General features: G+C 47.0%; 19 protein-coding genes, 1 tRNA gene and 1 pseudogene. 17 read left to right on the forward strand and 4 right to left on the reverse strand.

All coding sequences use genetic code 11. From position 1 onward, the window contains the following. Window positions 1–545 precede the first annotated feature (545 nt). The 7 genes and pseudogenes from EKM92_RS08165 to EKM92_RS08195 all read left to right on the forward strand — a co-directional run. On the forward strand, window positions 546–1220 hold the full coding sequence (locus EKM92_RS08165; protein ID WP_125709707.1) for a WxL domain-containing protein: 675 nt from the start codon (window positions 546–548) through the stop codon (window positions 1218–1220). 80 nt (window positions 1221–1300) lie between these two features. Beyond that, the gene (locus EKM92_RS08170; protein ID WP_125709709.1) at window positions 1301–2302 is read left to right on the forward strand and encodes a WxLIP family cell surface protein; all 1002 of its coding nucleotides are present in this window, start codon (window positions 1301–1303) and stop codon (window positions 2300–2302) included. 16 nt (window positions 2303–2318) lie between these two features. Further along, complete coding sequence (locus tag EKM92_RS08175) at window positions 2319–4904, forward strand: hypothetical protein (protein WP_125709711.1); 2586 nt, start codon at window positions 2319–2321, stop codon at window positions 4902–4904. Window positions 4905–5010: 106 nt separating this feature from the next. After that, a complete protein-coding gene (locus tag EKM92_RS08180) occupies window positions 5011–5727 on the forward strand; it encodes an EAL domain-containing protein (RefSeq protein ID WP_125709713.1) in 717 nt (238 codons plus the stop codon). 772 nt (window positions 5728–6499) lie between these two features. Beyond that, window positions 6500–8224: a phospho-sugar mutase gene (locus tag EKM92_RS08185; protein WP_125709716.1), complete on the forward strand. Its 1725-nt coding sequence runs from the start codon at window positions 6500–6502 to the stop codon at window positions 8222–8224. A 134-nt stretch (window positions 8225–8358) separates the two neighbouring features. Further along, a complete protein-coding gene (locus EKM92_RS08190; protein WP_125709718.1) occupies window positions 8359–9096 on the forward strand; it encodes a DUF1643 domain-containing protein in 738 nt (245 codons plus the stop codon). A gap of 147 nt (window positions 9097–9243) precedes the next feature. Continuing rightward, a pseudogene (locus tag EKM92_RS08195) lies at window positions 9244–9432 on the forward strand (YfbR-like 5'-deoxynucleotidase); the annotation flags it as partial. 67 nt (window positions 9433–9499) lie between these two features. Here EKM92_RS08195 and EKM92_RS08200 read toward each other — a convergent pair. Then, a complete protein-coding gene (locus EKM92_RS08200) occupies window positions 9500–10318 on the reverse strand; it encodes a hypothetical protein (protein ID WP_125709720.1) in 819 nt (272 codons plus the stop codon). After that, window positions 10311–11186: a 5-bromo-4-chloroindolyl phosphate hydrolysis family protein gene (locus EKM92_RS08205; RefSeq protein WP_125709722.1), complete on the reverse strand. Its 876-nt coding sequence runs from the start codon at window positions 11184–11186 to the stop codon at window positions 10311–10313. Before EKM92_RS08205 ends, EKM92_RS08200 begins: the two co-directional genes overlap by 8 nt. Before the next feature lie 168 nt (window positions 11187–11354). Here EKM92_RS08205 and EKM92_RS08210 point away from each other — a divergent pair, with 168 nt between their 5' ends. The 9 genes from EKM92_RS08210 to EKM92_RS08250 all read left to right on the forward strand — a co-directional run bounded on the left by EKM92_RS08210 (window position 11355) and on the right by EKM92_RS08250 (window position 22350). Then, a complete protein-coding gene (locus EKM92_RS08210) occupies window positions 11355–11987 on the forward strand; it encodes a YfbR-like 5'-deoxynucleotidase (protein ID WP_125709724.1) in 633 nt (210 codons plus the stop codon). Between the two features lie 3 nt (window positions 11988–11990). Continuing rightward, complete coding sequence (locus EKM92_RS08215; RefSeq protein WP_125709726.1) at window positions 11991–12704, forward strand: alpha/beta fold hydrolase; 714 nt, start codon at window positions 11991–11993, stop codon at window positions 12702–12704. Between the two features lie 292 nt (window positions 12705–12996). After that, window positions 12997–15009 (forward strand): excinuclease ABC subunit UvrB, encoded by a 2013-nt coding sequence (gene uvrB / locus EKM92_RS08220; RefSeq protein ID WP_125709728.1) that lies wholly within the window; start codon window positions 12997–12999, stop codon window positions 15007–15009. 1 nt (window position 15010) lies between these two features. After that, window positions 15011–17869 carry an excinuclease ABC subunit UvrA gene (gene uvrA, locus EKM92_RS08225; RefSeq protein WP_125709730.1) on the forward strand — a complete coding sequence of 953 codons (2859 nt, stop codon included), beginning with the start codon at window positions 15011–15013 and terminating at the stop codon, window positions 17867–17869. A 74-nt stretch (window positions 17870–17943) separates the two neighbouring features. After that, complete coding sequence (locus tag EKM92_RS08230) at window positions 17944–18486, forward strand: HdeD family acid-resistance protein (protein ID WP_225420757.1); 543 nt, start codon at window positions 17944–17946, stop codon at window positions 18484–18486. A gap of 368 nt (window positions 18487–18854) precedes the next feature. Next, on the forward strand, window positions 18855–19742 hold the full coding sequence (rapZ, locus tag EKM92_RS08235; protein WP_125709732.1) for an RNase adapter RapZ: 888 nt from the start codon (window positions 18855–18857) through the stop codon (window positions 19740–19742). After that, window positions 19739–20773: a gluconeogenesis factor YvcK family protein gene (locus EKM92_RS08240; RefSeq protein WP_125709734.1), complete on the forward strand. Its 1035-nt coding sequence runs from the start codon at window positions 19739–19741 to the stop codon at window positions 20771–20773. The genes rapZ and EKM92_RS08240 overlap by 4 nt, the downstream gene beginning before the upstream one ends. A 4-nt stretch (window positions 20774–20777) precedes the next feature. Continuing rightward, the gene (gene whiA / locus EKM92_RS08245; RefSeq protein ID WP_125709736.1) at window positions 20778–21725 is read left to right on the forward strand and encodes a DNA-binding protein WhiA; all 948 of its coding nucleotides are present in this window, start codon (window positions 20778–20780) and stop codon (window positions 21723–21725) included. Window positions 21726–21897: 172 nt separating this feature from the next. Beyond that, complete coding sequence (locus EKM92_RS08250; protein ID WP_125709739.1) at window positions 21898–22350, forward strand: MarR family winged helix-turn-helix transcriptional regulator; 453 nt, start codon at window positions 21898–21900, stop codon at window positions 22348–22350. A 91-nt stretch (window positions 22351–22441) separates the two neighbouring features. On the opposite strand, the gene EKM92_RS08255 is transcribed toward EKM92_RS08250, so the two are convergent. Together EKM92_RS08255 and EKM92_RS08260 are read right to left on the reverse strand one after the other, a co-directional pair. Beyond that, window positions 22442–22513, reverse strand: a tRNA-Arg gene (locus EKM92_RS08255). Between the two features lie 136 nt (window positions 22514–22649). Next, a complete protein-coding gene (locus EKM92_RS08260) occupies window positions 22650–23216 on the reverse strand; it encodes an Ltp family lipoprotein (RefSeq protein ID WP_125709741.1) in 567 nt (188 codons plus the stop codon). Window positions 23217–23389: 173 nt separating this feature from the next. Here EKM92_RS08260 and clpP point away from each other — a divergent pair, with 173 nt between their 5' ends. After that, window positions 23390–24019, forward strand: a complete 630-nt coding sequence (gene clpP / locus EKM92_RS08265; RefSeq protein WP_263853890.1) for an ATP-dependent Clp endopeptidase proteolytic subunit ClpP — start codon at window positions 23390–23392, stop codon at window positions 24017–24019. Window positions 24020–24704 lie beyond the last annotated feature (685 nt).

Raw genomic sequence — 24704 nt, forward strand, 5'->3', positions numbered from 1 at the left:
ACTTTATCAGAGAAATCAAAAGTGGTGAACCACGATTCCGTCGAATCATGATCCACCACTAAGGTTAGACTGTTTGTGCGCTTATAAGGGGAAACATGGCGTTATCATATTGTGGCAGTGGTGAAATGAATCATATTCAAGTATTGCTAATCTTCGAATTTTAGTTGCTCTACTTATCGAGTGGAAGGACCGAAAGCCAGACGAAATTTATGTAATGAGTGCAAGATATGCGATATTTTCGTTTTTCGTTGTTTTTATATCAAAATTATGCAAAACGTGTTAGTCAATCTACTGGCAATATGCACGAACATCACTTTTGCTTGTTAATCACTTGAATGGTACTAGATGCACGAAAATTCCATCGTTATTTAATGCGGTTACCCCAGCTTTGCGACGCTTACATTAAAGTAATTTTAGTTTGTATATTCATTTGATTAAATACACCGGTGTTATCACATAATATTTTTTATTTAAGTATTTTTTAAATAGTGGTATATTAACCAAGAAATTAAATGACATACTAATCACCCGGGGGCAATTCAATCATGAAAAAGACTTTACTTTTAAGTGGTGCTTTGTTTGCAGCTACATTAGCCGCTGCCGTCACCACGAATACTGCATCTGCGAACGCGGATTACACATCCAAGGAAGGCGACTCAACTGCTGACTTCAGTATTAATCCAACAACACAAGATGGCCAAGCAGATGGTAATACGCTGTGGCTGTCTGCAGAACCAAGCTTCACGTTTAATGCTGGTGACTTGTCGACAGTTATGGCTAAAGGTCAAACTTTGGACGCCGTAGAGGATAAACGCAATACTCTGACTGTCAACGATTTCACCGGCGATTCGTTGGGCTGGACCGTTAAGGCTCAATTATCCGACTTCGTATCTGCTGATAAAAAGGATACTATCCCTGGAAGCACGTTAACTTATACTCAAACTCTTGGCGACGCAGTGAACTTCAAGTCCTCAGTTTCTCCAGCATCATTGACTTCTACAGAATCTCCAGTTTTAACTGCGGCTAACGGTGAAGGTCAAGGGACGACGAGCACTACTGCTTCTGGTGCTAAGCTAGTTTTGCAACCACATGCAAATGCCAAGCCTCAACAGTATACCGCAAACATTACTTGGACTTTGACTCAAGGTGCACCTGTTGAAGGTAGCCAACCTGTTGGGGGCACTCAAGCTTCTGGCAATACTACCAGTAATCCGTCATAATCTGATAATTGCTGATCCCCGCGCCGTCGCCGAAGTTTTAGGCGGAGGGACGGGGATTTTGTCTTGAAAGTGGAGTTGACATGTACAAGCGAATCATTTTAGCGCTGACGTTTTGCTTAGCGCTGGTAGGTTTGATGCCTACCCAAACCACTCACGCGCAAGGGGCGAGCTTTGCCTTGCGCCCGGTGTATAACGCCGCCAGCAAGCAAGTCGGTTATTTCAATATAAGCGCCAAACCTGGCGAAACGGTAACGCTGGCTGCCGATGTCATCAATGAAGCCAACACGACGAAGACCATCAAGGTGTCGATCAATGATGCGTACACGACCTATGCCGGTCAAGTAGCGTATGATCCAGCGGGCCCGCGGGATAATTCTGCTAAGTATCGCTTGACTGAATTGACGCAAAAGCCGCAAACCGTCAAATTGAACGCTGGTGAACAGCGCCGGGTCACCTTTACCATTCCGGTTCCAAAAAATGGTTTCCAAGGCGAATTGGCTGGGAGCTTCTACGCCATCGATACCCAAAGTTATCAGAAATCGACCCAAGGCAAGATGACAGTAGGCAACAAATACGCGATGTATTCAGCGATCATTTTGCGTACTAGTCAACAATACGTGACACCAGAATTGAAGATGCGGAAGCTCGACATGGGGATGCAAGCAGGGAGTGCCGCAATTTTAGCGACATTGCAAAACATCAAGCCACAAATGTTTGGGAAGATGAACATCTCTGCGAAAGTCTATAAAGACGACGGCAAAAAGGCGATTCTAAGTCGCGAAGTCAGCAACTATTCGATGGCACCGAATTCGCATTTTGCCTTTGGGGTGTATTCCAGTCATGCGTTTACAGCAGGGAAGTACACGATCGACCTCACGGCTAAATCCGGTGTGAAAACTTGGCATTTTCGCAAGTCGATCACGGTCACGCAAGCCAAAGCTGACAAGGTCAACCGCGCGGCTAGCTTGAAAGTACCAAACCGCTTCCCATGGTGGATCTTGATTGTGATCGGGTTATTGCTTCTGATCATCATCTTGTTGTTGATCTTGTTATTGAAGCGGCGCAAAAAAGAAGATAAATAAGAAAGGAGGTCACCTCATGCAAACACGACTGAAGAATTCGTTGCGGCTTGTTTGGTTTGGGGTGGTCTTCTTATTTTTTGTGGCGGTGATGCCGACTGGACGGGTGTCGCAAGCGGATAGTTCATATTATGGGACAGATATGTTGCCTTATATGACGATAAATCCTACGATTGCCGCTGACTCTAACGATACGATGGAGGCTCAAATGGGATCTGCCACGCCATTCAACATTCCCATCAAATCATTGTATGCTTCAAATATTCGTGGTGCGGGTACCAGCGGTGTGGCGGCAATCGACTCGAATGCAGAGGGTAGTAACGTTACAATCGTGATGCAAAGCGGCGATTATACCATTCCGTTCAAAAATAACGGCAGCGTTAACTATACTGACCTTGGTTCATTTTCTTTCGTCTTTAGTTTAGGGAATAGTAAATACATTGAAATGAATCAACCTTATTTGAAAATTGGTGCAGGGGACCCCAATAACACCGTCAAGCGGACTAATGATGCCACTAAAGGCGTTGCGATCGGTAAGTCCGCCTCAAGTGGCGATGCGATGTACGTCGATAAAAATACTCAGACAAATTCGTATGTCCTTCATGTGCCGCAAGATATTTACGTTCAAATCGATTTGCAAGCAGCCAATGCTGATAAAGGTGGCATGTTAACCAACTTGTCAGACATGAAGATCTCTGAACAGTTCAGTTTAAACTCTGGTTCCGGCTATGATGGTAGCACATACTTTAAAACCATCATGGGGGCTTTGCCATTTAAGATCACCTTAAACCCTCAAGTGAGTCACATCACTTACTTGCCGCAACCGATCACGACAAAAGACACTTCCACTGGTGCCATCATCACTGGGACTGGTAGTATTGCTGGCGACACGATTGAATATTCTCTCGATAACGGGGTGACTTGGGCATCCACAGGCGCCAAGGTCACCGACGGCAACACTTGGCTGTGGTTAGTGCCAGAGTCGTTAGGCTTATCTGAAAATGATAAGGTCGTAGTGCGCGAAGCAGATACTGCTAAAGATGATTCCAATACCGATGACGGTACTGTGGTCAATCCGTTTTCTGGCATGACCGATGCCCAGATCACTGTTGAAGAAGGCAAAATTGCCGATATCATCAATAGCGGCGGCGACGTTGATCAAATTACGCAACAGATCAACGACGTGTTAACCAATGTCACTGCGACGACCACAGCCACCAATTCAGGGTTCTCTTTGAAAATGACCAAGGCTGGTGACGAAAAAACAGAACTCAAAGACATGAGTGACGTGGATTTCTTGTTCACGAATGGGTATAAAGATACCGATGCTTCTAGTGAAACGACGATTTCTACCAACAGCGGATCGGCTGTTGCCAATAGTGCGCTAGTGAGATTGATCAGTACAAAAGCACAAGTTGGCGTTCCTTATGAGCAATTAGTCGGACAAAAAATCACTTGGACGCAACTCACGACTAGTGGTCAAGCATTTCCTGATAAGAACGGGCAACAACCGCTAACCATCACTCCCGTTACCTATGGCGACCAGGTAACTGCTGGGGCAATGGTAGCCGCTAACGATAATTATATCTATCAAATGGATGGCAACGATTACAATCATGGCGTTGACGTTGTTTTGGTCGGTCAGTTTTCTACTTTTGGTCTGTCGATGCAGGTCACCAAAACCATTCACATCATTGCATTGAAACCAGAAAAAACGAACTTTGAGTTTGCGGACAGAAGTAACTTTACGTTTAGCCTGACCAATGTTCCTGATTCATTGAATGATGCGAGGTATACTTGGCAATACACACCAAAAGATTCACAAACCCCCGGGGGAGTGTTGACTGATGCGACTGGTCAAAGCCTATCGATCGATACTAAAAACCTCACCTACTACAACGATGGTGATATTTATCAGTTGACCATTACGTTGCCAGATGGCGAAACGTTTAATTCTAATCCGGTTGCTTTACGCTTTAAACATGATCAGCCACTGAGTTTCTTGAAGGTCCCTGACACACTTCACTTCACCCCTGACGGTGGAGCTGGGGGCATCAGCCTGAAGTCTGCTTTGGATGGTTGGAAGGACTATCAACCAAATGCCACAAAGACTGGCCCTGATGGGAATTCACATGATGTGTCATGGGATACTCACGAATTATCTTCTGATGACACTGACTCGGAATTTCAAATTGGTGCCCTTGATGATACGCAGACACCATGGTCTGTGACTGCAACGCTGGCACCGTTTGTCAACACCACGACCCACCAACCGCTTAATCCTGATGGCGGCACTGCGGCGCTTTACTTAGACTTCAACATCGACACCGCTAAGGGGATGAAGACTTCTCAAGTTTCCGACTATGCCGATAATAACCCTGATCACGATGATGCGACTATAGAAGCCACTGATTACCGCAAACAACCAGTTTATGATGATGACAAGCCAGTCACCGTTCTCGGTAGCTTTGGTGACACGCGGGAAGCTAATTTTGCGTTGATGACCAAAGTATCCGCCAAACTTGACATTACCAGCTCGCCATTTGCATCGACTGGGGCATACACCTCGACGTTGACTTGGACATTGAACAACACGCTACAATAACCAACTCCTTGGGCTGGACACGCCACAACAACATACAGCACTGTTGAAACCAGTTCGCTGAAAAATTAAAGAAGGGACACACCAGCGAATCGCTGTAGAAGAGCTAATGATCAGATTATTCGGACAGGCACAATTTTCCATCGCCAATAAGAAACTATCAGGATATGAATTATTTTTACGGGAACAAAAAGTGCCAGGGGGACCATGGCGACTACCAGAAAATATTGCTGGCATCGATCCTAAGTTGATGACGGCGTTATTGGAACAAACACTGGTGGCTTTGCCTGCAGGATTGGATTTTGTCGCGTTTAATTTAGACGAATCACAGTTTGTCCAAAGCGATTATTTCGACTTGCTGACGCATTTAGCCGCTGAGTTGCCTTTTCAACTTGGCATCGAATTAACTGAGCGGCATGGGGATGAAGCAGTTGAGGTGACAGTCGACGAACTGATCGAGGCGGCATCTCATTACCAATCTTCTGGGTTAGTGGTTTGTCTAGATGACGTTGGCACTGGTGAGAATGTTCAGTCACTAGTCACGGCATTAGATCCTTATGTCAGCGAATATAAATATGCCCTTCAAAATATTCGCAAACAAAGTACACCGGAGCAATTGGTCAGTACCGTGAATTATTGGCGCAACCGTGCAAAAAGGTTGCACAAACGATTTACCTTGGAAGGCCTTGAATCACATGAAGATCGTGCTTTGATCCGCCAATTCTTACCTGATTATGTGCAAGGGTATTATTTTGGCACACCGCATCAACTGGTGCTGGTTGAAGAACTTGATCCTGATTTACACGATGATGCCAGTTGTATGTAAGCTGAATGAAGTCATTTACTGTTGCGGTAGATGACTTTTTTGTTTCGATAGGGGTCACGACACGATTATTATAAAAAACGTTTATAACCGTTAGTCTTGTCACGGTTGATTGAAGGTGTTACACTGAACGCGTTAACAAGGTGGAGATTGCAACTTAGCGCACGTTGCATGGTAACTCTTCGCAACGGGGGGCAGTTCCCCGCAAACCCAGTGAGACAGGTCCGCAGTGGCCCAGCTTAATTGTTGGTAGCCATTGGATCTCTAGCATCTAAAGTGCCGGCACTGTGAAGGGGTCTATGGGCCTCATATGATCACACCGGATCGAGTTCCTCATGGCGACATGGGAAGCAAGTCGACGTCTGGACACGAAAGGCAATGCAGAGCTTAGTAGTGGTCAAAGTGGTTTTGGGCCAATCCCCCAAGGCTGCCCAGAAACGTACTTGATACGTAGAAAACTTCACGCACGTAATTGCATGGCGTAAATGCCTGAGATCCACGAAATAGCCTGCTGTTTCGTGGATTTCGTGCGCCTTTAAATCAAGCTTTTGTCAAACGCGACCAATGCAACGCCATGATGTGGTAAAATGGTCTAGACAACAGCACCAATTTCCTGATTTGTTGTCAATCATGTGATACGCTAAGTAAGCGTGTTACTGACGTGCAATTTCAATTTTTTAAACAGACTTTAAGCGTTTTAGCACGTTTTTTATAACGCGACATAGTATAATAAAATCGGATATGAAATGACACTAAGGAAATGGAGTTGAATGTAATGGGTTATCACGAAAATTACCTGGTATGGGCGAACGAGGCTGACCTCGATGCGTCTTTGAAAGGTGAAGTTGCAGCACTCGCTAATGATCTCGAAGCCCAAGAAGAAGCCTTTGCTGTACCAATGGCATTCGGCACCGCCGGCATGCGTGGCGTGATCGGCGCTGGGATCAACCGCATGAATATTTACACGGTGCGCCAAGCTACTGAAGGTCTGGCGAACTTCATGGATACCTTACCAGCTGAAACCAAAGCCCAAGGGGTAGCCATCAGCTTTGATTCACGTTACATGTCCCAAGAATTTGGCCAAGAAGCGGCATCAGTATTGGGTGCCCATGGCATTCCAAGTTTCTTGTTTGATGCTTTGCGCCCAACGCCTGAATTGAGTTTTGCTGTGCGTCACTTAGGCACATATGCTGGGATCATGATCACTGCTAGCCACAACCCTAAGCAATACAACGGCTACAAGATCTACGGCCCAGATGGCGGTCAAATGCCACCAGAAGAATCTGACAAGATCACTGAATACGTCCGCAATGTTGAAGACATTTTCCACATCAAGACTGTGGATGTGCATGAACTGCGCGCTAAGAAGTTATTGACCTTGATCGGCGAAGATGTTGACGAAGCGTATTACGCTGCAGTTGCCGGTGTTTCCATCAACAAAGACTTGATCAACAAAGTCGGCCGCGATATGTCGTTGATCTACACCCCATTACATGGGACTGGCCGCATTCCTGCCCAAATGGTATTGCGCAACGCTGGGTTTGAACATTTCCAATTAGTCGCTAAGCAAGCGGTCGCTGATCCTGAATTTGCGACTGTGCCATTCCCGAACCCAGAATTTCCACAAGCTTTTGACATGGCCATTGAACTGGGCAAAAAGTCTCAAGCAGATGTGTTGATTGCAACTGACCCTGACGCGGATCGTTTAGGGACTGCGGTTTGGACTGGGACTGACTATCAATTGTTGTCTGGGAACCAAATCGCCAGCTTGTTGTTGCACTACATTTTGGAAGCGCGCAAACAAGCAGGGACCTTGCCAGCTAATGGTGCCGTTGTGAAGTCCATTGTTTCCACTGAATTGGCTACTGCCATTGCAAAAGACTATGGCGTGGACATGATCAACGTGGAAACTGGCTTCAAGTTCATCGGCGACCAAATCAAACAATATGAAGAAACTGGCGACCACGAATTCTTGTTTGGCTTTGAAGAAAGCTACGGCTATTTGATCAAGCCATTCGTTCGCGATAAAGATGCCATTCAATCCACGGTTTTGTTAGCTGAAGTTGCGGCTTACTACAAGTCCTTAGGCATGACGTTATATGACGGCATCCAAGCACTGTACAAGAAGTACGGCTACTTTGCCGAAAAGACTGTTGGTGTTGACTTCCCAGGCGTTCATGGCCCAGCCGAAATGGCAGCGCTGATGACCAAGTTCCGCGAAGAACAACCAGCAGACTTTGCTGGTGTGGCCATCGCTGAAGTGGAAGACTACAAAGCTCAAACCACGAAGCACGCTGACGGCACGACGACGCCGATCGACATGCCTGTGTCTGACGTCTTGAAGTATATCTTGGCAGATGGCACTTGGATCGCCATTCGTCCTTCTGGTACGGAACCTAAAGTAAAGTTCTATGTTGGGACCAGTGCCGATACTAAAGATGCCGCTGACAAGAAGTTGGCAGACTTTGAAGCAGCATTGAATGATTTCCGGAATGAATAAGCTTTAATTTGAAAGGACTTCCTGCGAAGGGAGTCTTTTTTGTCTTGTGGCGGTAATTACGGTTTTGGATGTGCTATCATCAAGCTTAACGAGTGAAATTGTGAATGGAATAGCAATAGATTGGAGAATACGATATGGCAGAGTGGCCAATGGGCGTTGAATCAGAATGTGTAGATCCAGATTCTTTTGAAGAAGTTCCCGAGAATGAACGGCACGTAGATGAGGGAGTTGCGAATTACTTGCGACTAAGTCTTACAATTGATCGTAAGAAATTACTTAATGAACATGTTGGTGATGAAGAGGCTGTCGTCCTCATGAAAAATCCTAGTACAGGAACTAATATTACAAGCGATCCGACGTTGGACAATTTAGTTAAATACATGCCACAAAAATTCGGAATCATTAACTGTGTCAATACTACACCTGTTGTAACGCCTGATAAGACAGATTTGGACAACTCAGTCAATACAAAGAGGCTGTCGAATAAATCTATCCAGGAATTGAACTTATCAAAAATCAAGGCATTGCTTAGCAAAAATACCCATCCTACATTGATTCTGGCTACGGGAAAATTGGATGACATGGCGAACCTAGGAACCATATATGACTCGTTAGTAACAGAAATCAAAACAATTCGGAAGGAAGCTTACTTTGAAATAAAATGGTTTAATCAAACTCGAGATACGAAGGTGCCGACTGGTTGTCATCCCGGATACGTAACGCCATCTGAGCGTCCTAATGAGGATGATCCTGCTCGTGTAGCCTACGTACAATACATCGGGAATGATGAGAAAGGTGAACAAACACCTGGTGAAAATCCTGAAAAGTTCGAATATATTCTCAGCTCCGTAGAAGATGATCAGTTAAATTAAACACTAGAAAATAAACAGAATCACTTGAGTACTTAAACGACGCAAAATCACCCCGTTGTTTAACACTCGGGTGATTTTGTCTTTACCGACGGATGTTCCTGTGCTACCACAGATGAAATTTTAACCAAAAATCAGAAGGCCAGCACAATGGGGAATGCTCAAGGGTTGAACAATTTGGAAACATTGCGGCGGGCACCAGGATTTTTCAAGTATGCGGAGCACTCAGTTGCCGTTCACAGCTTCAAAGTTGCGGCAATCGCCCAAATGCTCGGCGACATCGAAGAGCACGCTGGCAACATCGTTAACTGGCAGCGGCTGCTGGAAAATGAGCAGAATCAGCTGAGAATTAAAAACGACGGAGGTTTACTTCGTTGTTTTTTTGTTGCGTCGATTTGTGGGTCTGCTAATCCATGGTCGATGTCGTCAGCGTGTAATCTTGAGCCAACGAGTCAAAATCAACTTGGAAGCTCGACTGAAAAGCTTTAAAGCTACTTTTTTGATTTAACTTTTTGCTGCTTGAGTTGAAATCAGGCATGGATTTGACAATCACGCCAGTGCCATCTGCGAATAGAAAATACCGAGTCAAGCGCACGTATGAGCGACTTTCCTTAGGATTGGGAATATCAAACACATAGCCGGTTTGGGTACTGCCGATGTTTTCTTGCTTAAAAACTTTGACTAAGTTCAAAGCATTCGCGTCACCGTCAGCATCAAAATCACCGATCAAATTCCCGTATAGCTGCAACGTGCCGTAAAGATAATCGTGGTCCTTTTTGCCACTGAAGTCGGCAATCGTGTGGGGATAACCGTCAGCGGTAACACTAGGTGTGACGATGTGATCATTCACGGTTTCACTGACTCTGAAGCGACTGTTGACACTTAAGTGATACCCGTTAGAAAAGGTGACGTCATGACCTTTCACTGTGGCCACCAGATTACGCGTCTTATCCACAGCAGCAGTGCGCTTGAGACCGGCTACTTTCAAGGCGTAATTGTCGACAAATTTTCTTGGTTTTACCTTGCGTAGGCTGCTACGATGCTCAGCCACGTGGATATCGCTCTCCACTTGTGGCCATAGACGAAAGGCTTGAGGCGTCAACGCCGCTAAAATTACAATGACGACTGTTGCGCGATTGATTTGGCGTTTGCGCTTGGTGCGCTTTTTTTTGACGAATAAACGATCGTATTCTGCATACCAAAGCAGTTTTTGCGATTTAGCCATGGGTGCGCACCTCCTCAGCATCAGTCGTCACAACCTGCGCATAGTCATTAGCGATGGCAATTGATTGTTGTTGAATGCCTACAGCCATTTCCGTGATGGCAGCGTTAACGGCCTCATTTTCGACATCAGCTTGTTCAGCGGTGATGAATTGATCACATGATTCAACTAATGCTGGGAGCATTTTATATAAGAAGTCACCGTGTTCATTCATGACATGTGGGTGGGCCATCAGCTCTCGAAATAATTCTTGGGCAGCGTGCAGCCCACCAGTGGTTTGAAAAATCTTCGCCAACGCTTCAGAGCGCTGAGCCTGGGTACCTAACGTCAAAATCTGTTGTTTGGCAGTGCTCATGGTTTCCCGAAATAGCTTTAATTCGTCAACGCTGAGATGATGTGCGGCGCGATATTCGGCGATTGCTTGAGATTGGGTTACCACAGTAGTCGCTTGTTGCGTGGGCATCAAGGTGATCACAAGCTTGGCGATTTGGGAAACCACCCAAAGTGCCAGCCACCCCCAAAGGATACCGTCTGCAACTTTGCCTGATGCATTAGCGTACATCAGCCACCAAGTGCTATAAGCGAAAATCGTTTGCGCGATACCAATGCTCGGGAGCAAGCCGACATCGCGGTAGCGTCTGGCACAAATGGCGGTACTTGGGATAATTAAGAAAGCCCGCAGTGTCAGTTGAGGAAGGATGCGGTTGCCGATCAAAGCGGCAGAGGTGACTTCAAATAACAGTAACCACGGCAGTAGCCACCAATATTCACTGCGGGTACTCAACCCGTCAAAATTCAATGCGTTGGTGAAATAGGCGCGCAAGGCGTAAAGCTTGCTGACGCCATAATCAGGATTGTGGGGATCGATCATGGGCTTCTCCTCCAGTCTTTACTGATTATCTCAGATGCAAAAGGTGAATTTGAATCATTTTTCGATAATTGCGATACAGGAATAATCCTTTTGTATTGATTATTGCGTCCAGCCGTGCAACGTGCTACCATAGATAAAATTTTAACCAAAAATCAGGAGGCCAGCACAATGGGGATGCATCAATATATTCAAGGGTTGAACAATTTGGAAACATTGCGGCGGGCACCAGGATTTTTCAAGTATGCAGAGCACTCAGTTGCCGCTCATAGCTTCAAAGTGGCGGAAATCGCGCAACTGCTTGGCGATATCGAAGAACACGCCGGCAACACGGTTAACTGGCAGCGCCTTTACGAAAAGGCGCTCAACCACGACTACACCGAACGCTTCATTGGCGACATCAAAACACCAGTAAAGTACGCAACGCCGGAATTGCGGGAAATGTTAGCTGATGTCGAAGATAAAATGACGGAAAACTTCATTCAAGATGAAATTCCTGAAGAATACCAGGCTATTTATCGCCGACGCTTGTCTGAAGGCAAAGACGATACCCTTGAAGGGGAACTGCTGTCGATTTCCGATAAAGTCGACTTGTTATATGAAGCCTTCGGTGAAATCGAAAAAGGCAATCCAGAACGCGTCTTCGTCAATATTTACACTGAAAGCCTCACGGTGATCGCCAGTTTTGATCAACGGCCTAGCGTGAAGTACTTCATGAAAGAGATCTTGCCTGACATGTTAAATGAAGAATTCGCTGACCGCGATATGTTGACCAAGCTCACCCGCGCCATCATGAAGCACTAACCGATGAAAAAATTCAAACGTTGGCTCATTGGTATCATCGTTGTGATTCTCGTGGCTTTGATCGGTGGGCAACTATACTTAAAGTCTGCGGCACATGCACCAACACCCTCGGCAGCGACAGCACAAAAGCAAGCGACCACGAAGAATGGCGTCTTATATTTCGGCAAACGATCTGCCAAACTTACCATCGTCATGTACCCAGGTGCGCTGGTCGACCCTGGAGCCTACAGCATTTGGGCATCACAAGTTGCAAAAGCTGGCTATCGCGTCGCTATTGTGAGCTTTCCCGATGACCTTGCAGTATTGAAACCCAATGCTGCCTCACAAGTGGTGAAGTCAGGTCATCCTTATGTGATCGGTGGGCATTCCCTTGGTGGTGTGATGGCCAGTCGCTACGCTGCCAAACATAAACAAAATCTCAAAGGGGTATTTTTCCTTGCCAGTTACCCTGATGCCAAAGGTAAACTTACTGGCAATCTCCCGGTGTTGTCGTTGACCGCTAGTCGCGATGGCGTCTTAAATTTCGATGCTTGGCGCAAAGCAAAAAAGAATTTACCGACGGCGACGACTACTTACAAGCAGTTGCAAGGTGGCAATCACGCGGGCTTTGGCAGTTATGGCAAACAGTCAGGCGACCGCACAGCCACCACCACCAATCAAGTGCAACAACAATGGATCGCCACCCAGCTCACGACATGGCTGGACACCCTTCAATAATTCCTGCAAACTACCTTGACGCATGTGTTAAGATTTAGAAGTTAAGCACTGGAAAGAAGGGAAAATCATGGCCAAATATACCGTTGAATTATCTGCAGAAGACTTGCAAATGATCAAAGACTGCCACGCCAAGAACCCGTCCATCATGCATGCGATGGACAACGCCAAAGAAAGCAAATAATCACAGCTTTTCCTAACGGTGAGTTAGCGAAAGTATGTTCGCTGTGGTAAAATAGAAGCAGTCCAAAAGTCGGCCTAGTTCCGACTTTTTTTACGCAAGGAGGTAGTTTTAATGATCGAGCGCATGGCAGACCGCAAGTTTGAATTGGTGTCACCTTACAAACCCGCTGGGGATCAACCCCAAGCCATTGAGAAGTTGACCCAAGGCTTTTTGAATGGGGAGAAAGAACAGATCCTACTCGGGGCCACTGGTACGGGGAAAACCTTCACCATGTCCAATGTGATCGCCAATTTAAACAAGCCGACGTTGATCTTGTCGCACAACAAAACCTTAGCTGGCCAATTGTATGGGGAATTCAAGGAATTCTTCCCGCATAACGCCGTTGAGTATTTTGTGTCGTATTATGATTACTACCAACCTGAAGCGTATGTCCCAAGTTCTGATACTTACATTGAAAAAGACTCCGCCATTAACGACGAAATCGATAAACTCCGGCACTCAGCGACTAGCGCCTTGCTCGAACGCAATGATGTGATCGTTGTGGCGTCGGTGTCTTCCATCTTTGGGTTAGGGTCACCGACTGAATACCGCGACCACGTCTTGTCGTTGCGGGTCGGCATGGAGATCGATCGCAACACCTTACTGCGGCAATTGGTGGATATTCAATTTGACCGCAATGATATTGACTTTCAACGTGGGCGTTTCCGTGTCCGTGGCGATGTGGTAGAAATTTTCCCGGCTAGCCGCGATGATCATGCAATCCGGGTGGAATTTTTCGGGGATGAAATCGATCGGATCGTGGAAGTTGACGCGTTGACTGGCGAAGTCGTCGGCACCCGCCAACATGTGTCCATTTTCCCAGCGACGCACTTTATGACCTCTGATGATCAAATGGAAAAAGGGATCGAACGCATCGCCGCAGAACTTGACGACCGCCTCAAAGAATTACGCGGTGAAGGAAAGCTGCTGGAAGCAGAACGCCTCGAGCAGCGCACTAACTATGACCTGGAAATGTTGCGGGAAATGGGTTACACCAACGGGATCGAAAACTACTCCCGACATATGGAAGGTCGCAAACAAGGCGAACCACCATTTACGTTGCTGGATTTCTTCCCTAAAGACTTCAATATCATGGTCGATGAATCTCATGTCACCATGCCACAGATCCGCGGGATGTATAACGGGGACCGCGCCCGTAAGCAAACTTTGATCGATTACGGCTTCCGCTTGCCTTCAGCGCTTGATAACCGCCCGCTGATGTTGCCAGAATTTGAAAAACATGTGAACCGCATTTTATATGTCTCGGCTACGCCTGGTCCTTATGAAATGGACCGTGTCCCATCAAAAGACATCGCTGAACAGATCATTCGTCCAACTGGATTGCTGGATCCGGTGATCGAAGTACGACCGATCATGGGTCAAATCGATGACTTGGTGTCTGAGATCAACAAGCGTATCGAAAAGAAGGAACGTGTCTTCGTCACCACGTTGACCAAGAAAATGGCGGAAGATTTAACCGACTACCTGAAAGAACTCGGGATTCATGTCCGTTACTTGCATTCAGACATCAAAACGTTAGAGCGGACTCAGATCATTCGCGATTTGCGGTTAGGGAAATTCGACGTGTTGATCGGGATCAACTTGTTGCGTGAAGGGATCGATGTCCCGGAAGTGTCGTTGATCGCGATTTTGGATGCCGACAAAGAAGGCTTCTTGCGCGCCGAGCGTTCATTGATCCAAACCATCGGCCGCGCCTCCCGTAATTCACACGGGAAAGTCATTATGTATGCCGATAAAATGACCGACTCAATGAATGCGGCGATCACCGAAACCAAGCGTCGGCGCACGATTCAAGAGCAGTTCAACAAAGATCATGGCATCACGCCAAAAACGATCATCAAGCCGATCCGCGATGCCATCACTTCGATTGATAAGTCTGGCGCCGATGTCGGCGATAAAGATAAGAGTTTTGCTGAAGTTGACCTTAAAGATATGACCAAGAAAGAACGCACGGCGTTGATCGCCAACTTGGAAGGGCAAATGCAAGCAGCCGCTAAGAAGTTAGACTTCGAACAAGCGGCTACCTTGCGCGATACGATCCTCGAATTGAAAGCAGGCATGTAAATTGGCAAATGATAAAATTGTGATCCATGGCGCTCGCGCCCACAACTTAAAAGACGTCGACGTCACCATTCCCCGCAACAAGTTAGTCGTGATGACGGGCTTGTCAGGGTCTGGGAAGTCGAGTTTGGCGTTTGATACGCTGTATGCAGAAGGCCAACGCCGCTATGTGGAAAGCTTGTCAGCGTATGCCCGGCAATTCTTAGGGCAAATGGACAAACCTGATGTCGATTCCATTGACGGCTTGTCACCAGCGATTTCCATCGATCAAAAAACCACTTCCAAAAACCCCCGTTCCACTGTCGGTACGGTCACTGAGATCAACGACTATTTGCGGTTGCTGTGGGCGCGTATCGGTCATCCCATTTGTCCAAACGACGGGACGCCGATCACGAGTCAATCAGTCGAACAAATGGTCAACCGGGTCCAACAACTGGAAGAACGCTCACGGATCCAAATCTTAAGTCCCATTGTCCGCCATAAAAAAGGCGCCCATAAGAAGGTCCTTGAAAAAATCGTTCGCGAAGGCTATGTCCGCATGCGTGTCGATGGCGAAGTGATGGATGCCAACGCTGATTTTGAAATGGACAAAAACAAAAATCACGATATCGATATCGTCATCGACCGGATCGTGGTCAAACATGGGGATGCGGATAACCGCAGTCGTTTGTTTGATTCTTTTGAAGCAGCACTACGGTTGAGTGAAGGTTATGCGACGGTTGATGTCATCGGAGGCGTTCCGTTGGTGTTCTCTGAACATTTTGCCTGCCCGATTTGCGGATTTACCATCGGGGTCTTAGAACCACGGCTGTTTTCCTTCAACGCCCCATTCGGCGCTTGTCCTGAATGTGATGGGTTAGGGATGAAACTTGATGTCGATGTCGACTTAGTGATCCCTGATCGCAGCTTGACCATCGATCAAGGGGCCGTGGCGCCTTGGAGTTCGGCGACGGCAAATTATTATCCCTCCATGTTACGTCAAGCATGTGATGCCTTCGGGGTGCCGCGCGACAAACCTTGGAAAGACTTGACGAAAGCCCAACAAGACCTGGTGTTATATGGGTCCAAAGGCAAAGAATTCCATTTCCATGCAGATTCTGATTTCGGCGTTAAAGATGTCGATGCCGCCTTTGAAGGCGTCATGAAAAACGTTGAACGGCGCTACCACTCCAATAACTATGCTTTTGGTTCTGATCAAATGCGGCAATACATGACTGCTTTAACTTGCCCTGTATGTCATGGCAAGCGGCTGAACCGCCAAGCGTTAGCCGTTAAAGTCGAAGGCCAAGACATCGCAGAAGCAAGTGACTTGTCGATCAAAGACGCGATCCCATTTTTCCAAAGCATCACCCTGTCTGACAGTGAAAAAATGATCGCCCAACCGATCGTCAAAGAAGTCAACGACCGCTTAAGTTTCTTGCAAAACGTTGGCCTTGATTACTTGACCTTGTCACGGGCTGCCGGCACCTTGTCTGGTGGGGAAGCCCAACGGATTCGTTTGGCAACGCAAATCGGCTCGAATTTATCTGGGGTGTTATACATTTTGGATGAACCATCCATCGGGTTGCACCAACGCGATAACGACCGGTTGATCCGCTCATTGAAGAAAATGCGCGACCTTGGCAACACCTTGATCGTTGTCGAACATGATGAAGACACGATGTTAGCCGCAGATTACTTGATCGATGTCGGTCCAGGTGCTGGGGATAACGGGGGTCGCATCATGGCGGCTGGCACCCCTAAGCAAGTGATGCGCTCGCGCAAGTCGTTGACTGGTCAGTACTTATCAGGGAAGAAATTTATCCCAGTCCCTGAAACTCGTCGCTCTGGCAATGGTCAAAAGATCTCCATTTTAGGCGCTGCTGACCACAACTTGAAAAACATCGACGTTGACTTCCCATTAGGTGAATTCGTCGCCGTGACTGGGGTATCAGGTTCTGGTAAGTCGACGTTAGTGAACTCGATTTTAAAGCGAGCCTTAGCCCAGAAGCTTTACCGCAACTCGGCCAAGCCTGGTAAGTATTCAGAAATCAAAGGCTGGGATCAAATCGAAAAACTCGTCGATATCGATCAAAGTCCTATCGGTCGCACACCACGTTCAAACCCGGCAACCTACACTGGCGTCTTCAACGATATTCGCGCCTTGTTTGCCCAAACCAATGAGGCCAAGCTCCGCGGCTACACCCAAGGACGCTTCTCCTTCAACGTCAAAGGCGGCCGCTGTGAAAACTGTAAAGGCGACGGGATCATCAAAATCGAAATGAACTTCTTACCCGATGTATATGTGCCTTGTGAAGTTTGCCATGGCAAACGTTACAACTCTGAAACCTTGGAAGTCACCTACAAAGGCAAGTCGATTTCTGATGTTTTAGATATGACCATCGATGAAGCGGTGAAGTTCTTTGCCCCAATTCCAAAAATTGCCCGCAAATTGCAAACCATCATTGATGTTGGCTTAGGCTACGTCACGATGGGGCAATCGGCAACGACGTTATCTGGTGGGGAAGCCCAACGAATGAAGTTAGCGTCTGAACTGCAAAAGCTTTCCACTGGGAAGAACTTTTACATTTTGGATGAACCGACCACTGGGTTGCACACTGACGATATCAAGCGACTGCTTGAAGTGTTGCAACGTTTAGTTGATGAAGGCAACACCGTCCTTGTGATCGAACATAACTTAGACGTGATCAAAACTGCCGACTGGTTGATCGATTTAGGCCCAGAAGGCGGCGATGGCGGCGGTACTGTCATTGCCACTGGCACCCCTGAACAAATCGCTGAAGTGAAAGCTTCATATACTGGCAAATATTTGAAGCCGATCCTTGAACGCGACAAAGCGCGAATGGCTGAACAAGCGAAATAACGAATTGGCCTCTGACCGTATGCGGTCAGGGGCTTTTCGGTTATAATGGAATTAATCTAGAAAGCAGGTGCGAGATGTTTAGTAATCGAACGCAAATGGGTTTTGACTGGGGCGAATTTATCACTGGGATCGCGTTATTGATCGGCGCTGTCGTGATGTTGCGCAACCCTGGGGCAACGATGATGACGTTGAGTTTTATTTTTGCGATCATCGCCATAATTCGTGGGATCGCCACGTTAGCCGCTTTTCCAAAATTACATCAATTAACTGGCGGCTTCGCTTGGGTATCTGGTGTCGCTGGTGTGATCGACTTATTAGTCGGTCTGTTGTTCTTGTTCAACTTAGAATCAGCGGTCATCGCCGTGGCTTACGTCTTTGCCGCATGGTTCTTGATCGACAGTATCGCTAACTTACTGAACGCCGGTCACTTGCGTCAAGCCGGGACGTTATGGTTTGTGATCAACTTGATCTTAGACATCATCTCAGTGTTGATCGCCTTATTGTTCATTATGCAACCAGTAATCTCTGCAGTCGGCATGGTGACTTTGTTGGCCATGTTCTTCGGCGTTTGGGGCCTCAACGCCATTATCACGGCGTTTGCCCGTAAGAGTATCTAATTGAAAATAGCAAGTTCTCGACTGAGGACTTGTTTTTTTGTAGGTCGCGCGCTGTAGGCGGCGAGTTAACGTCGTTTGTGGCAGTGATTTGGCCTTGGGGCGGAAGCTGGCCGGTGAGCCATAGTGAGAAGCCAGTTGGCGATTTATCGCCTACTGGCTTCCGCAGGTGGAGATCCACTTCAATCAGGCGCGAAGCGAATGATTGAAGTTAGCTCCGCCGAGGACCCTCACTATGGCTCACCGAGCCGGCTGGAGCCCCGAGGCCAAATCACTGGAACAATACCGTAGTGAAATTTTAACATGCCGGGCGTGCCACCGACACGCCCGGCATGTTATACTAGTCAAAGCAACTCATGAGGAGGAAGAAAATGGCCGATCAACCTTTGAACTTAGTGGTCATCACCGGGATGTCTGGCGCCGGGAAAACGGTGGCAGTACAAGCCTTTGAAGATCTTGGTTACTTTTGTGTCGACAACATGCCACCAGCATTGTTGCCGAAGTTTGGGGAATTACTCAAAGAATCGGGTAAAATCACCAAGGTCGCGCTAGTCGTCGATCTGCGGGCGCAAGCCTTTTACGATCAAATCATCGACATGTTAGCAAACCTTGATTCCACCGCGTTTGTGACCTCACAAATTTTATTCTTAGACGCTACTGACGAAGAATTGGTATCCCGTTACAAAGAAACGCGCCGCAGCCATCCGCTCGCCATGGAAGGGCGGTTGATGGACGGCATTCACAAAGAACGCGAATTATTAACGGAATTGCGCAACCGTGCGCAAGTGGTGATCGATACCACCACGTTAAGCCCACGCCAACTCCGCGAAAAGTTATTTGTCACCTTCAAGTCTGCGGAACACCCAACGTTCCACTTAGAAGTGATGAGCTTTGGTTTTAAATATGGTTTGCCGATCGATGCCGATATTGTGATGGATGTCCGCTTTTTACCAAATCCATATTATGTCCCAGAATATCGTCAAAAAACTGGTTTGGAAAAGCCAGTTTACGACTATGTGATGGAGAATCCGCAAGCGGAATCCTTCTATCAAAAGTTCTACGCGATGTTAGCCGAGATCATGCCGCAATATCAACAAGAAGGCAAAACCGCCGTCACCATCGCCATTGGCTGCACCGGCGGCCAACACCGCTCTGTGGCTTTTGCGGAACGGGTCGGGCATGCCTTTGAAGCAGACTACCCAGTGGACATCACGCATCGCGACATCAATAAGCGCAAAGCGACGGTGAACCGCTCATGAGTGCTAACGGAACCAAAATCATCCGCGTCATTCGTGGACGGCGGCCTAAAGTCGTTGTCATCGGCGGTGGCACTGGCTTGCCAGTGATCGTCAAAGCCTTACACGAACAAGATGCAGATGTCACGGCAGTGGTGACTGTCGCTGATGACGGCGGCTCTAGCGGCGTCATCCGCAACTACATCAACGTCGTGCCGCCTGGTGATATCCGTAACGTTTTAGTGGCGCTAGCAGATATGCCAGGGGTTGAACGTGACGTTTTCCAATATCGCTTCAACTCCAATGATTCGTTCTTCTCAGGCCATGCGATCGGGAATTTGATCATTGCCGCCTTGTCTGAAATGAAAGGCGGGATCTTCCCAGCGATCCAAGCGTTGTCCCAAATGTTGAAAGTTGACGGCCATGTGTACCCAGCGTCAAACACGCCGCTGACATTGCATGCCGAGTTCACTGATGGCACCACCCAAGCAGGGGAAGCAGAGATCTCTGCCGCTGGCAAAACCATCAAACGCATTCATGTGGAAGAAACTGATCCTGAAGACCACTCAGAACCGCGGGCTGAACCTGAAGTGATCGATGCGATCATGGCAGCGGATGTCGTGGTATTAGGTCCTGGCTCGCTGTTTACGAGCATTTTGCCGAACTTAATGATCAAAAACTTAGGCGACGCTGTCAAAAAGACCCAAGCGGAAGTGATCTACATCACTAACATCATGACCCAAAAAGGCGAAACCGAAAACTTCACCGACGCCCAACATGTCCAAGTGTTGCATGATCACTTAGGCGAAGCCTTTGTCGACACCGTTTTGGTGAACATTTCACCAGTGCCGGCAGATTACTTAGACCGTCAACGATACAATGAAATTTCTAGTCCAGTGACCTCTGATTACGCCGCACTGCGGAAAATGGGTTGCCGCGTGATCTCTGCCGACTTTTTGAAGCTGCGCGATCGCGGCGTCTTCCATGACGGCGATAAAGTCGCCGCCGAAATTTTGAATTTAGCGTTTCAAGTCGGCACCATGAAAAAGAGGTGAGTAAATGGCGAGTTTTGCCAGTACCGTTAAAAAAGAACTGACCCAATTAGAGGTCCATCCTGAACATGCCAAAGCAGAATTATCTGCGTTGATCCGCATGAACGGGACGTTAGGCATTTTAAACCATCAATTTGTGTTGAATGTCCAAACGGAAAATCCTGCCATTGCCCGCCGGATCTACGCCTTGTTAAAACAAGTCTATCAAGTGGAAGCCAACTTGATCGTCCGGCGCAAAATGAAACTCAAGAAAAACAATCAATATGTCGTGCGACTCAACACCAATGTCAACGCGGTGTTACAAGACCTCGAGATCCTTGACGAATCAGGGTTATCGATTCAAACTGCGGTGGGGTCCAAAGTGATGGATGAACCGCAACGGCGGCGTTCGTATTTGCGCGGGGCGTTCTTAGCCGGGGGTTCCGTCAACAGTCCCGAAACTTCTCGCTATCATTTGGAGATCTACTCCCTATATCAAGATCATAATCAAGATATTTTGACGATCATGAATGATTTTGGGTTGAATGCCCGCACAGTCGAACGCCGCAGTGGTTATATCGTCTACTTGAAAGAAGCGGAAAAAATTGCCGATTTCTTACAAGTGGTCGGGGCGACTAACGCCATGTTGAAGTTTGAAGATGTCCGCATCGTTCGCGACATGCGCAACTCAGTCAACCGATTAGTCAACTGCGAAACCGCAAACTTGAACAAAACTGTCGACGCGGCTCAACGCCAAATCGAAAACATCAACTACTTGCGCACTCATGTTGGGTTGGATTCCTTGCCGCCTAAGTTGCGAGAAGTCGCGGCTTTGCGGTTGGCGCATCCTGATGTGTCGTTGAAAGAACTCGGTGAAATGGTGCCAAGTGGGGCAATCTCAAAGTCTGGGATCAACCACCGCTTGCGTAAGCTCAATCAAATCGCTGAAGGTTATCAACAGCCGGCTGATGCTTAATTGTCTATACCTTAACAAAAAGTTGTCTTTAGCTTACGTCAAAGACAACTTTTTTGTGTGCAAGCGGGTTGCAACGACAAGATAATCGTGTACAATAAAACATGATATATTTAAAAGTGTAAATTTAGATATTCTTGATCGTGCATACTAAAATTGCTGAGGAGGCATATTCATGGTCCAACCTATCTTGTTAGATGAACAGTTGTGTTTCTCAATTTATAAAGCGCAAAAGCAATTCAATCATTTCTATGCGCAAGCCTTATCCAAATATCACTTGACCTACCCGCAATACATCACCTTGTTGTCGTTGTGGGAACATGGCACAATGTCAGTCAAGCAAGTCGGTCAAACGTTGTCGTTAGACAGTGGGACCTTGACGCCTTTAATGAAGCGTTTGGAAAAAGATGGCTGGATCTCACGTTCCCGTTCAACAGTTGATGAACGCCGCGTGGATGTCTCTTTGACCCAAAAGGCTGAAGATCTCCGTGATGAGATCTTTGAACACGTTCAAAGTTGTGCCACTAAAGTTGGGATGGACCTCGATGAATACCGCGCCGTGAAAGCTAGCGTGGATAAAGTCCATGAAAAGCTGATGGCGGTATCTGACGGCGACTTACGTTACTAATAACAAAAACTCTCGCTGCTGGCGGGAGTTTTTGTTTGGTTTTTGGGGCAAAACAAAAACGCCTATTGCTAGGCGTTTGATTGTCCTCTGATGCGCAGCCCGGGAGTCGAACCCGGATTTCGAGAACCGGAATCTCACGTGCGATCCATTACACTAACCGCGCAAGTACTTAAATTATATTACGCGATTACGTCTGTATTTGCAAGTGAAAATGCAGCAGTGTGAATTTAGATGCACTTTGGATTTGGAGGAAGTATGTTCGCCTCAAAGTATGAGGCGGTGTGGGCATTACATGTTGATCAGTCATTGAGATGCGCGATCGCATAGTCAGCTTGTTCGTTGGTGAATTGCTCACCATAAGCTGAGGTCAGTTGATCATGGATTCGAGCTGGGGACATGTTCATATCGTTTTGGTAATCTTTAGCCTTTTGTAAGGCGTTGGCATTGTAATCTGCTTTAACATGTGCGATTGCATACTCAGCTGCAGCTTGAGAAAATTGTTCACCATAAGCTGAGGTGAGTTGAGCTAGCAGTCGTGCTTGCGAAAAGGACATATTATCGACATAACTTTGGGCTTTGGCCAAAGCGTTGGTGTATTCGATCGGCACAGCTGGTGTAGCTGAACTGCTAGTTGCCACTGATGATTCACTTTCGCTGGACGCGTCAGCTTCACTGGACACATCATTTGCAGTTGTTGAATCACTACTTTCTTCAACCGGTTCATAAATCGAAGCTTCCTTGGCAGCTTGTTCATCTTCTTGCGCGGTGTTTAGTGATTGAGGGATGCTGATGGCGCCAAGGGCGATCACCGTGACGATCACCCAAAACCATACCCGCTTGTAAATCGGCTTTTTCTCGTTTTTCATAGTGTTCCTCCTTTTTTGCCCACATTAATAGATTACGCAAAAAAATCGCAAAACATCTTTTCAACTTTAAATTTTCGTCGAATGCGCAATGTGCTAGACTGACAGTAGCAAAAAACTTTGATTTGACGTTTGACCTTTTTTGACTATTGGCGTATGCTTAGCACTGTAATCAAATGAGTGCTAATGCACACGCGATTAAAGGGAGGAATACTATGTTAGTACCAACAGTCGTTGAACAAACCAGCCGTGGCGAACGCGCCTACGACATTTACTCACGCTTACTCAAAGACCGGATCATCATGTTATCCGGGGAAATCAATGACCAAGTCGCCAACTCCATCATCGCGCAATTGCTGTTCTTGGATGCGCAAGATTCCGACAAGGACATTTATTTATATATCAACAGCCCAGGTGGTGTGATCACTTCTGGCTTGGCCATTTTGGATACGATGAACTTGATCAAATCCGACGTCCAAACCATTGCGATCGGCATGGCCGCTTCCATGGCTTCTGTGCTGTTAGCAGCAGGGACCAAAGGCAAGCGTTTTGCTTTGCCACACTCTGAAGTCTTGATCCACCAACCACTTGGCGGCGCTCAAGGTCAACAAACTGAAATCGAAATTGCCGCAGAACAAATCTTGAAGGCCCGCTTGAGCTTAAACAAGATCTTGTCTGATGCCACTGGCAAGTCGATGGATACGATTAAAGCTGACACTGAACGTGATCACTACTTGACTGCTCAAGAAGCCAAGGATTACGGTTTGATCGATGATATCTTAGTCCAAAAGGCTGATCAAAAGTAATATGAAGAAGCGAGACATCGAAAGGTGCCTCGTTTTTTGTGTCCAGAGGATTTCCAAACGTTTTTAGCATCAAGAGTAGCCTAGTAAAAACGTAACTAAGACAAAATTGAATCCTAGGGCTTTGATCCTAATGACGTCTGTCAGCATCAGGGTGCTTTTGATATACCCATTGCCAAATACGTTGATGTTTGGATGTTGCTCATCAGATCAAACATGAAATCAATAGTTGCATGATGTGCTTCGTCGCCACCAGATGACAGTGGTCTGCGAAGTGGAAGTGATTTGAAATGGGGATGGAAGCTGGCCGCAGATACATAGTGGAAACGCAACGTCTTCCGCGAGTATCGCCTACCGCATTCCGCAAAGGAAGATCCGGCGAGTGACGAGCGTAGCGAGACATCTCGGCTAGCAACCGCTTGGACGAACACTTGCTATCGGCGAGCCAGCTGGATTCCTCATTTCAAATCGCTGAAGCGAAGTAGAGCGCCGTCGAAATGCTCCGTGGGTCAAAACCCGTCCAACCACGAAAATAAATTAGTTCATGCCATTGATAAAGATTTCGGTTAACCGAAGATGAAAACCGCGTGAGAGAAAAACCGAACACTTTCACGAAAATAAGAAAAAATCTTGACAGCGAAAGCCTTTGCATTCCGAATAACCGTGACGTTTGTGAACAAAGCATTCC

The sequence above is a fragment of the Lacticaseibacillus porcinae genome (assembly GCF_003946305.1).
GTDB lineage: Bacteria > Bacillota > Bacilli > Lactobacillales > Lactobacillaceae > Lacticaseibacillus > Lacticaseibacillus porcinae.

Coding starts and splice junctions, on each gene's coding strand:
- rapZ (WP_125709732.1), top strand. CDS start 18,855: ATGGCCGATCAACCTTTGAACTTAGTGGTCATCACCGGGATGTCTGGC.
- EKM92_RS08215 (WP_125709726.1), top strand. CDS start 11,991: ATGAAAAAATTCAAACGTTGGCTCATTGGTATCATCGTTGTGATTCTC.
- EKM92_RS08175 (WP_125709711.1), top strand. CDS start 2,319: ATGCAAACACGACTGAAGAATTCGTTGCGGCTTGTTTGGTTTGGGGTG.
- EKM92_RS08185 (WP_125709716.1), top strand. CDS start 6,500: ATGGGTTATCACGAAAATTACCTGGTATGGGCGAACGAGGCTGACCTC.
- EKM92_RS08205 (WP_125709722.1), bottom strand. CDS start 11,186: ATGATCGATCCCCACAATCCTGATTATGGCGTCAGCAAGCTTTACGCC.
- EKM92_RS08165 (WP_125709707.1), top strand. CDS start 546: ATGAAAAAGACTTTACTTTTAAGTGGTGCTTTGTTTGCAGCTACATTA.
- EKM92_RS08170 (WP_125709709.1), top strand. CDS start 1,301: ATGTACAAGCGAATCATTTTAGCGCTGACGTTTTGCTTAGCGCTGGTA.
- whiA (WP_125709736.1), top strand. CDS start 20,778: ATGGCGAGTTTTGCCAGTACCGTTAAAAAAGAACTGACCCAATTAGAG.
- uvrB (WP_125709728.1), top strand. CDS start 12,997: ATGATCGAGCGCATGGCAGACCGCAAGTTTGAATTGGTGTCACCTTAC.
- clpP (WP_263853890.1), top strand. CDS start 23,390: ATGAGTGCTAATGCACACGCGATTAAAGGGAGGAATACTATGTTAGTA.
- EKM92_RS08200 (WP_125709720.1), bottom strand. CDS start 10,318: ATGGCTAAATCGCAAAAACTGCTTTGGTATGCAGAATACGATCGTTTA.
- EKM92_RS08180 (WP_125709713.1), top strand. CDS start 5,011: ATGATCAGATTATTCGGACAGGCACAATTTTCCATCGCCAATAAGAAA.
- EKM92_RS08190 (WP_125709718.1), top strand. CDS start 8,359: ATGGCAGAGTGGCCAATGGGCGTTGAATCAGAATGTGTAGATCCAGAT.
- EKM92_RS08240 (WP_125709734.1), top strand. CDS start 19,739: ATGAGTGCTAACGGAACCAAAATCATCCGCGTCATTCGTGGACGGCGG.
- EKM92_RS08260 (WP_125709741.1), bottom strand. CDS start 23,216: ATGAAAAACGAGAAAAAGCCGATTTACAAGCGGGTATGGTTTTGGGTG.
- EKM92_RS08250 (WP_125709739.1), top strand. CDS start 21,898: ATGGTCCAACCTATCTTGTTAGATGAACAGTTGTGTTTCTCAATTTAT.
- EKM92_RS08210 (WP_125709724.1), top strand. CDS start 11,355: ATGGGGATGCATCAATATATTCAAGGGTTGAACAATTTGGAAACATTG.
- EKM92_RS08230 (WP_225420757.1), top strand. CDS start 17,944: ATGTTTAGTAATCGAACGCAAATGGGTTTTGACTGGGGCGAATTTATC.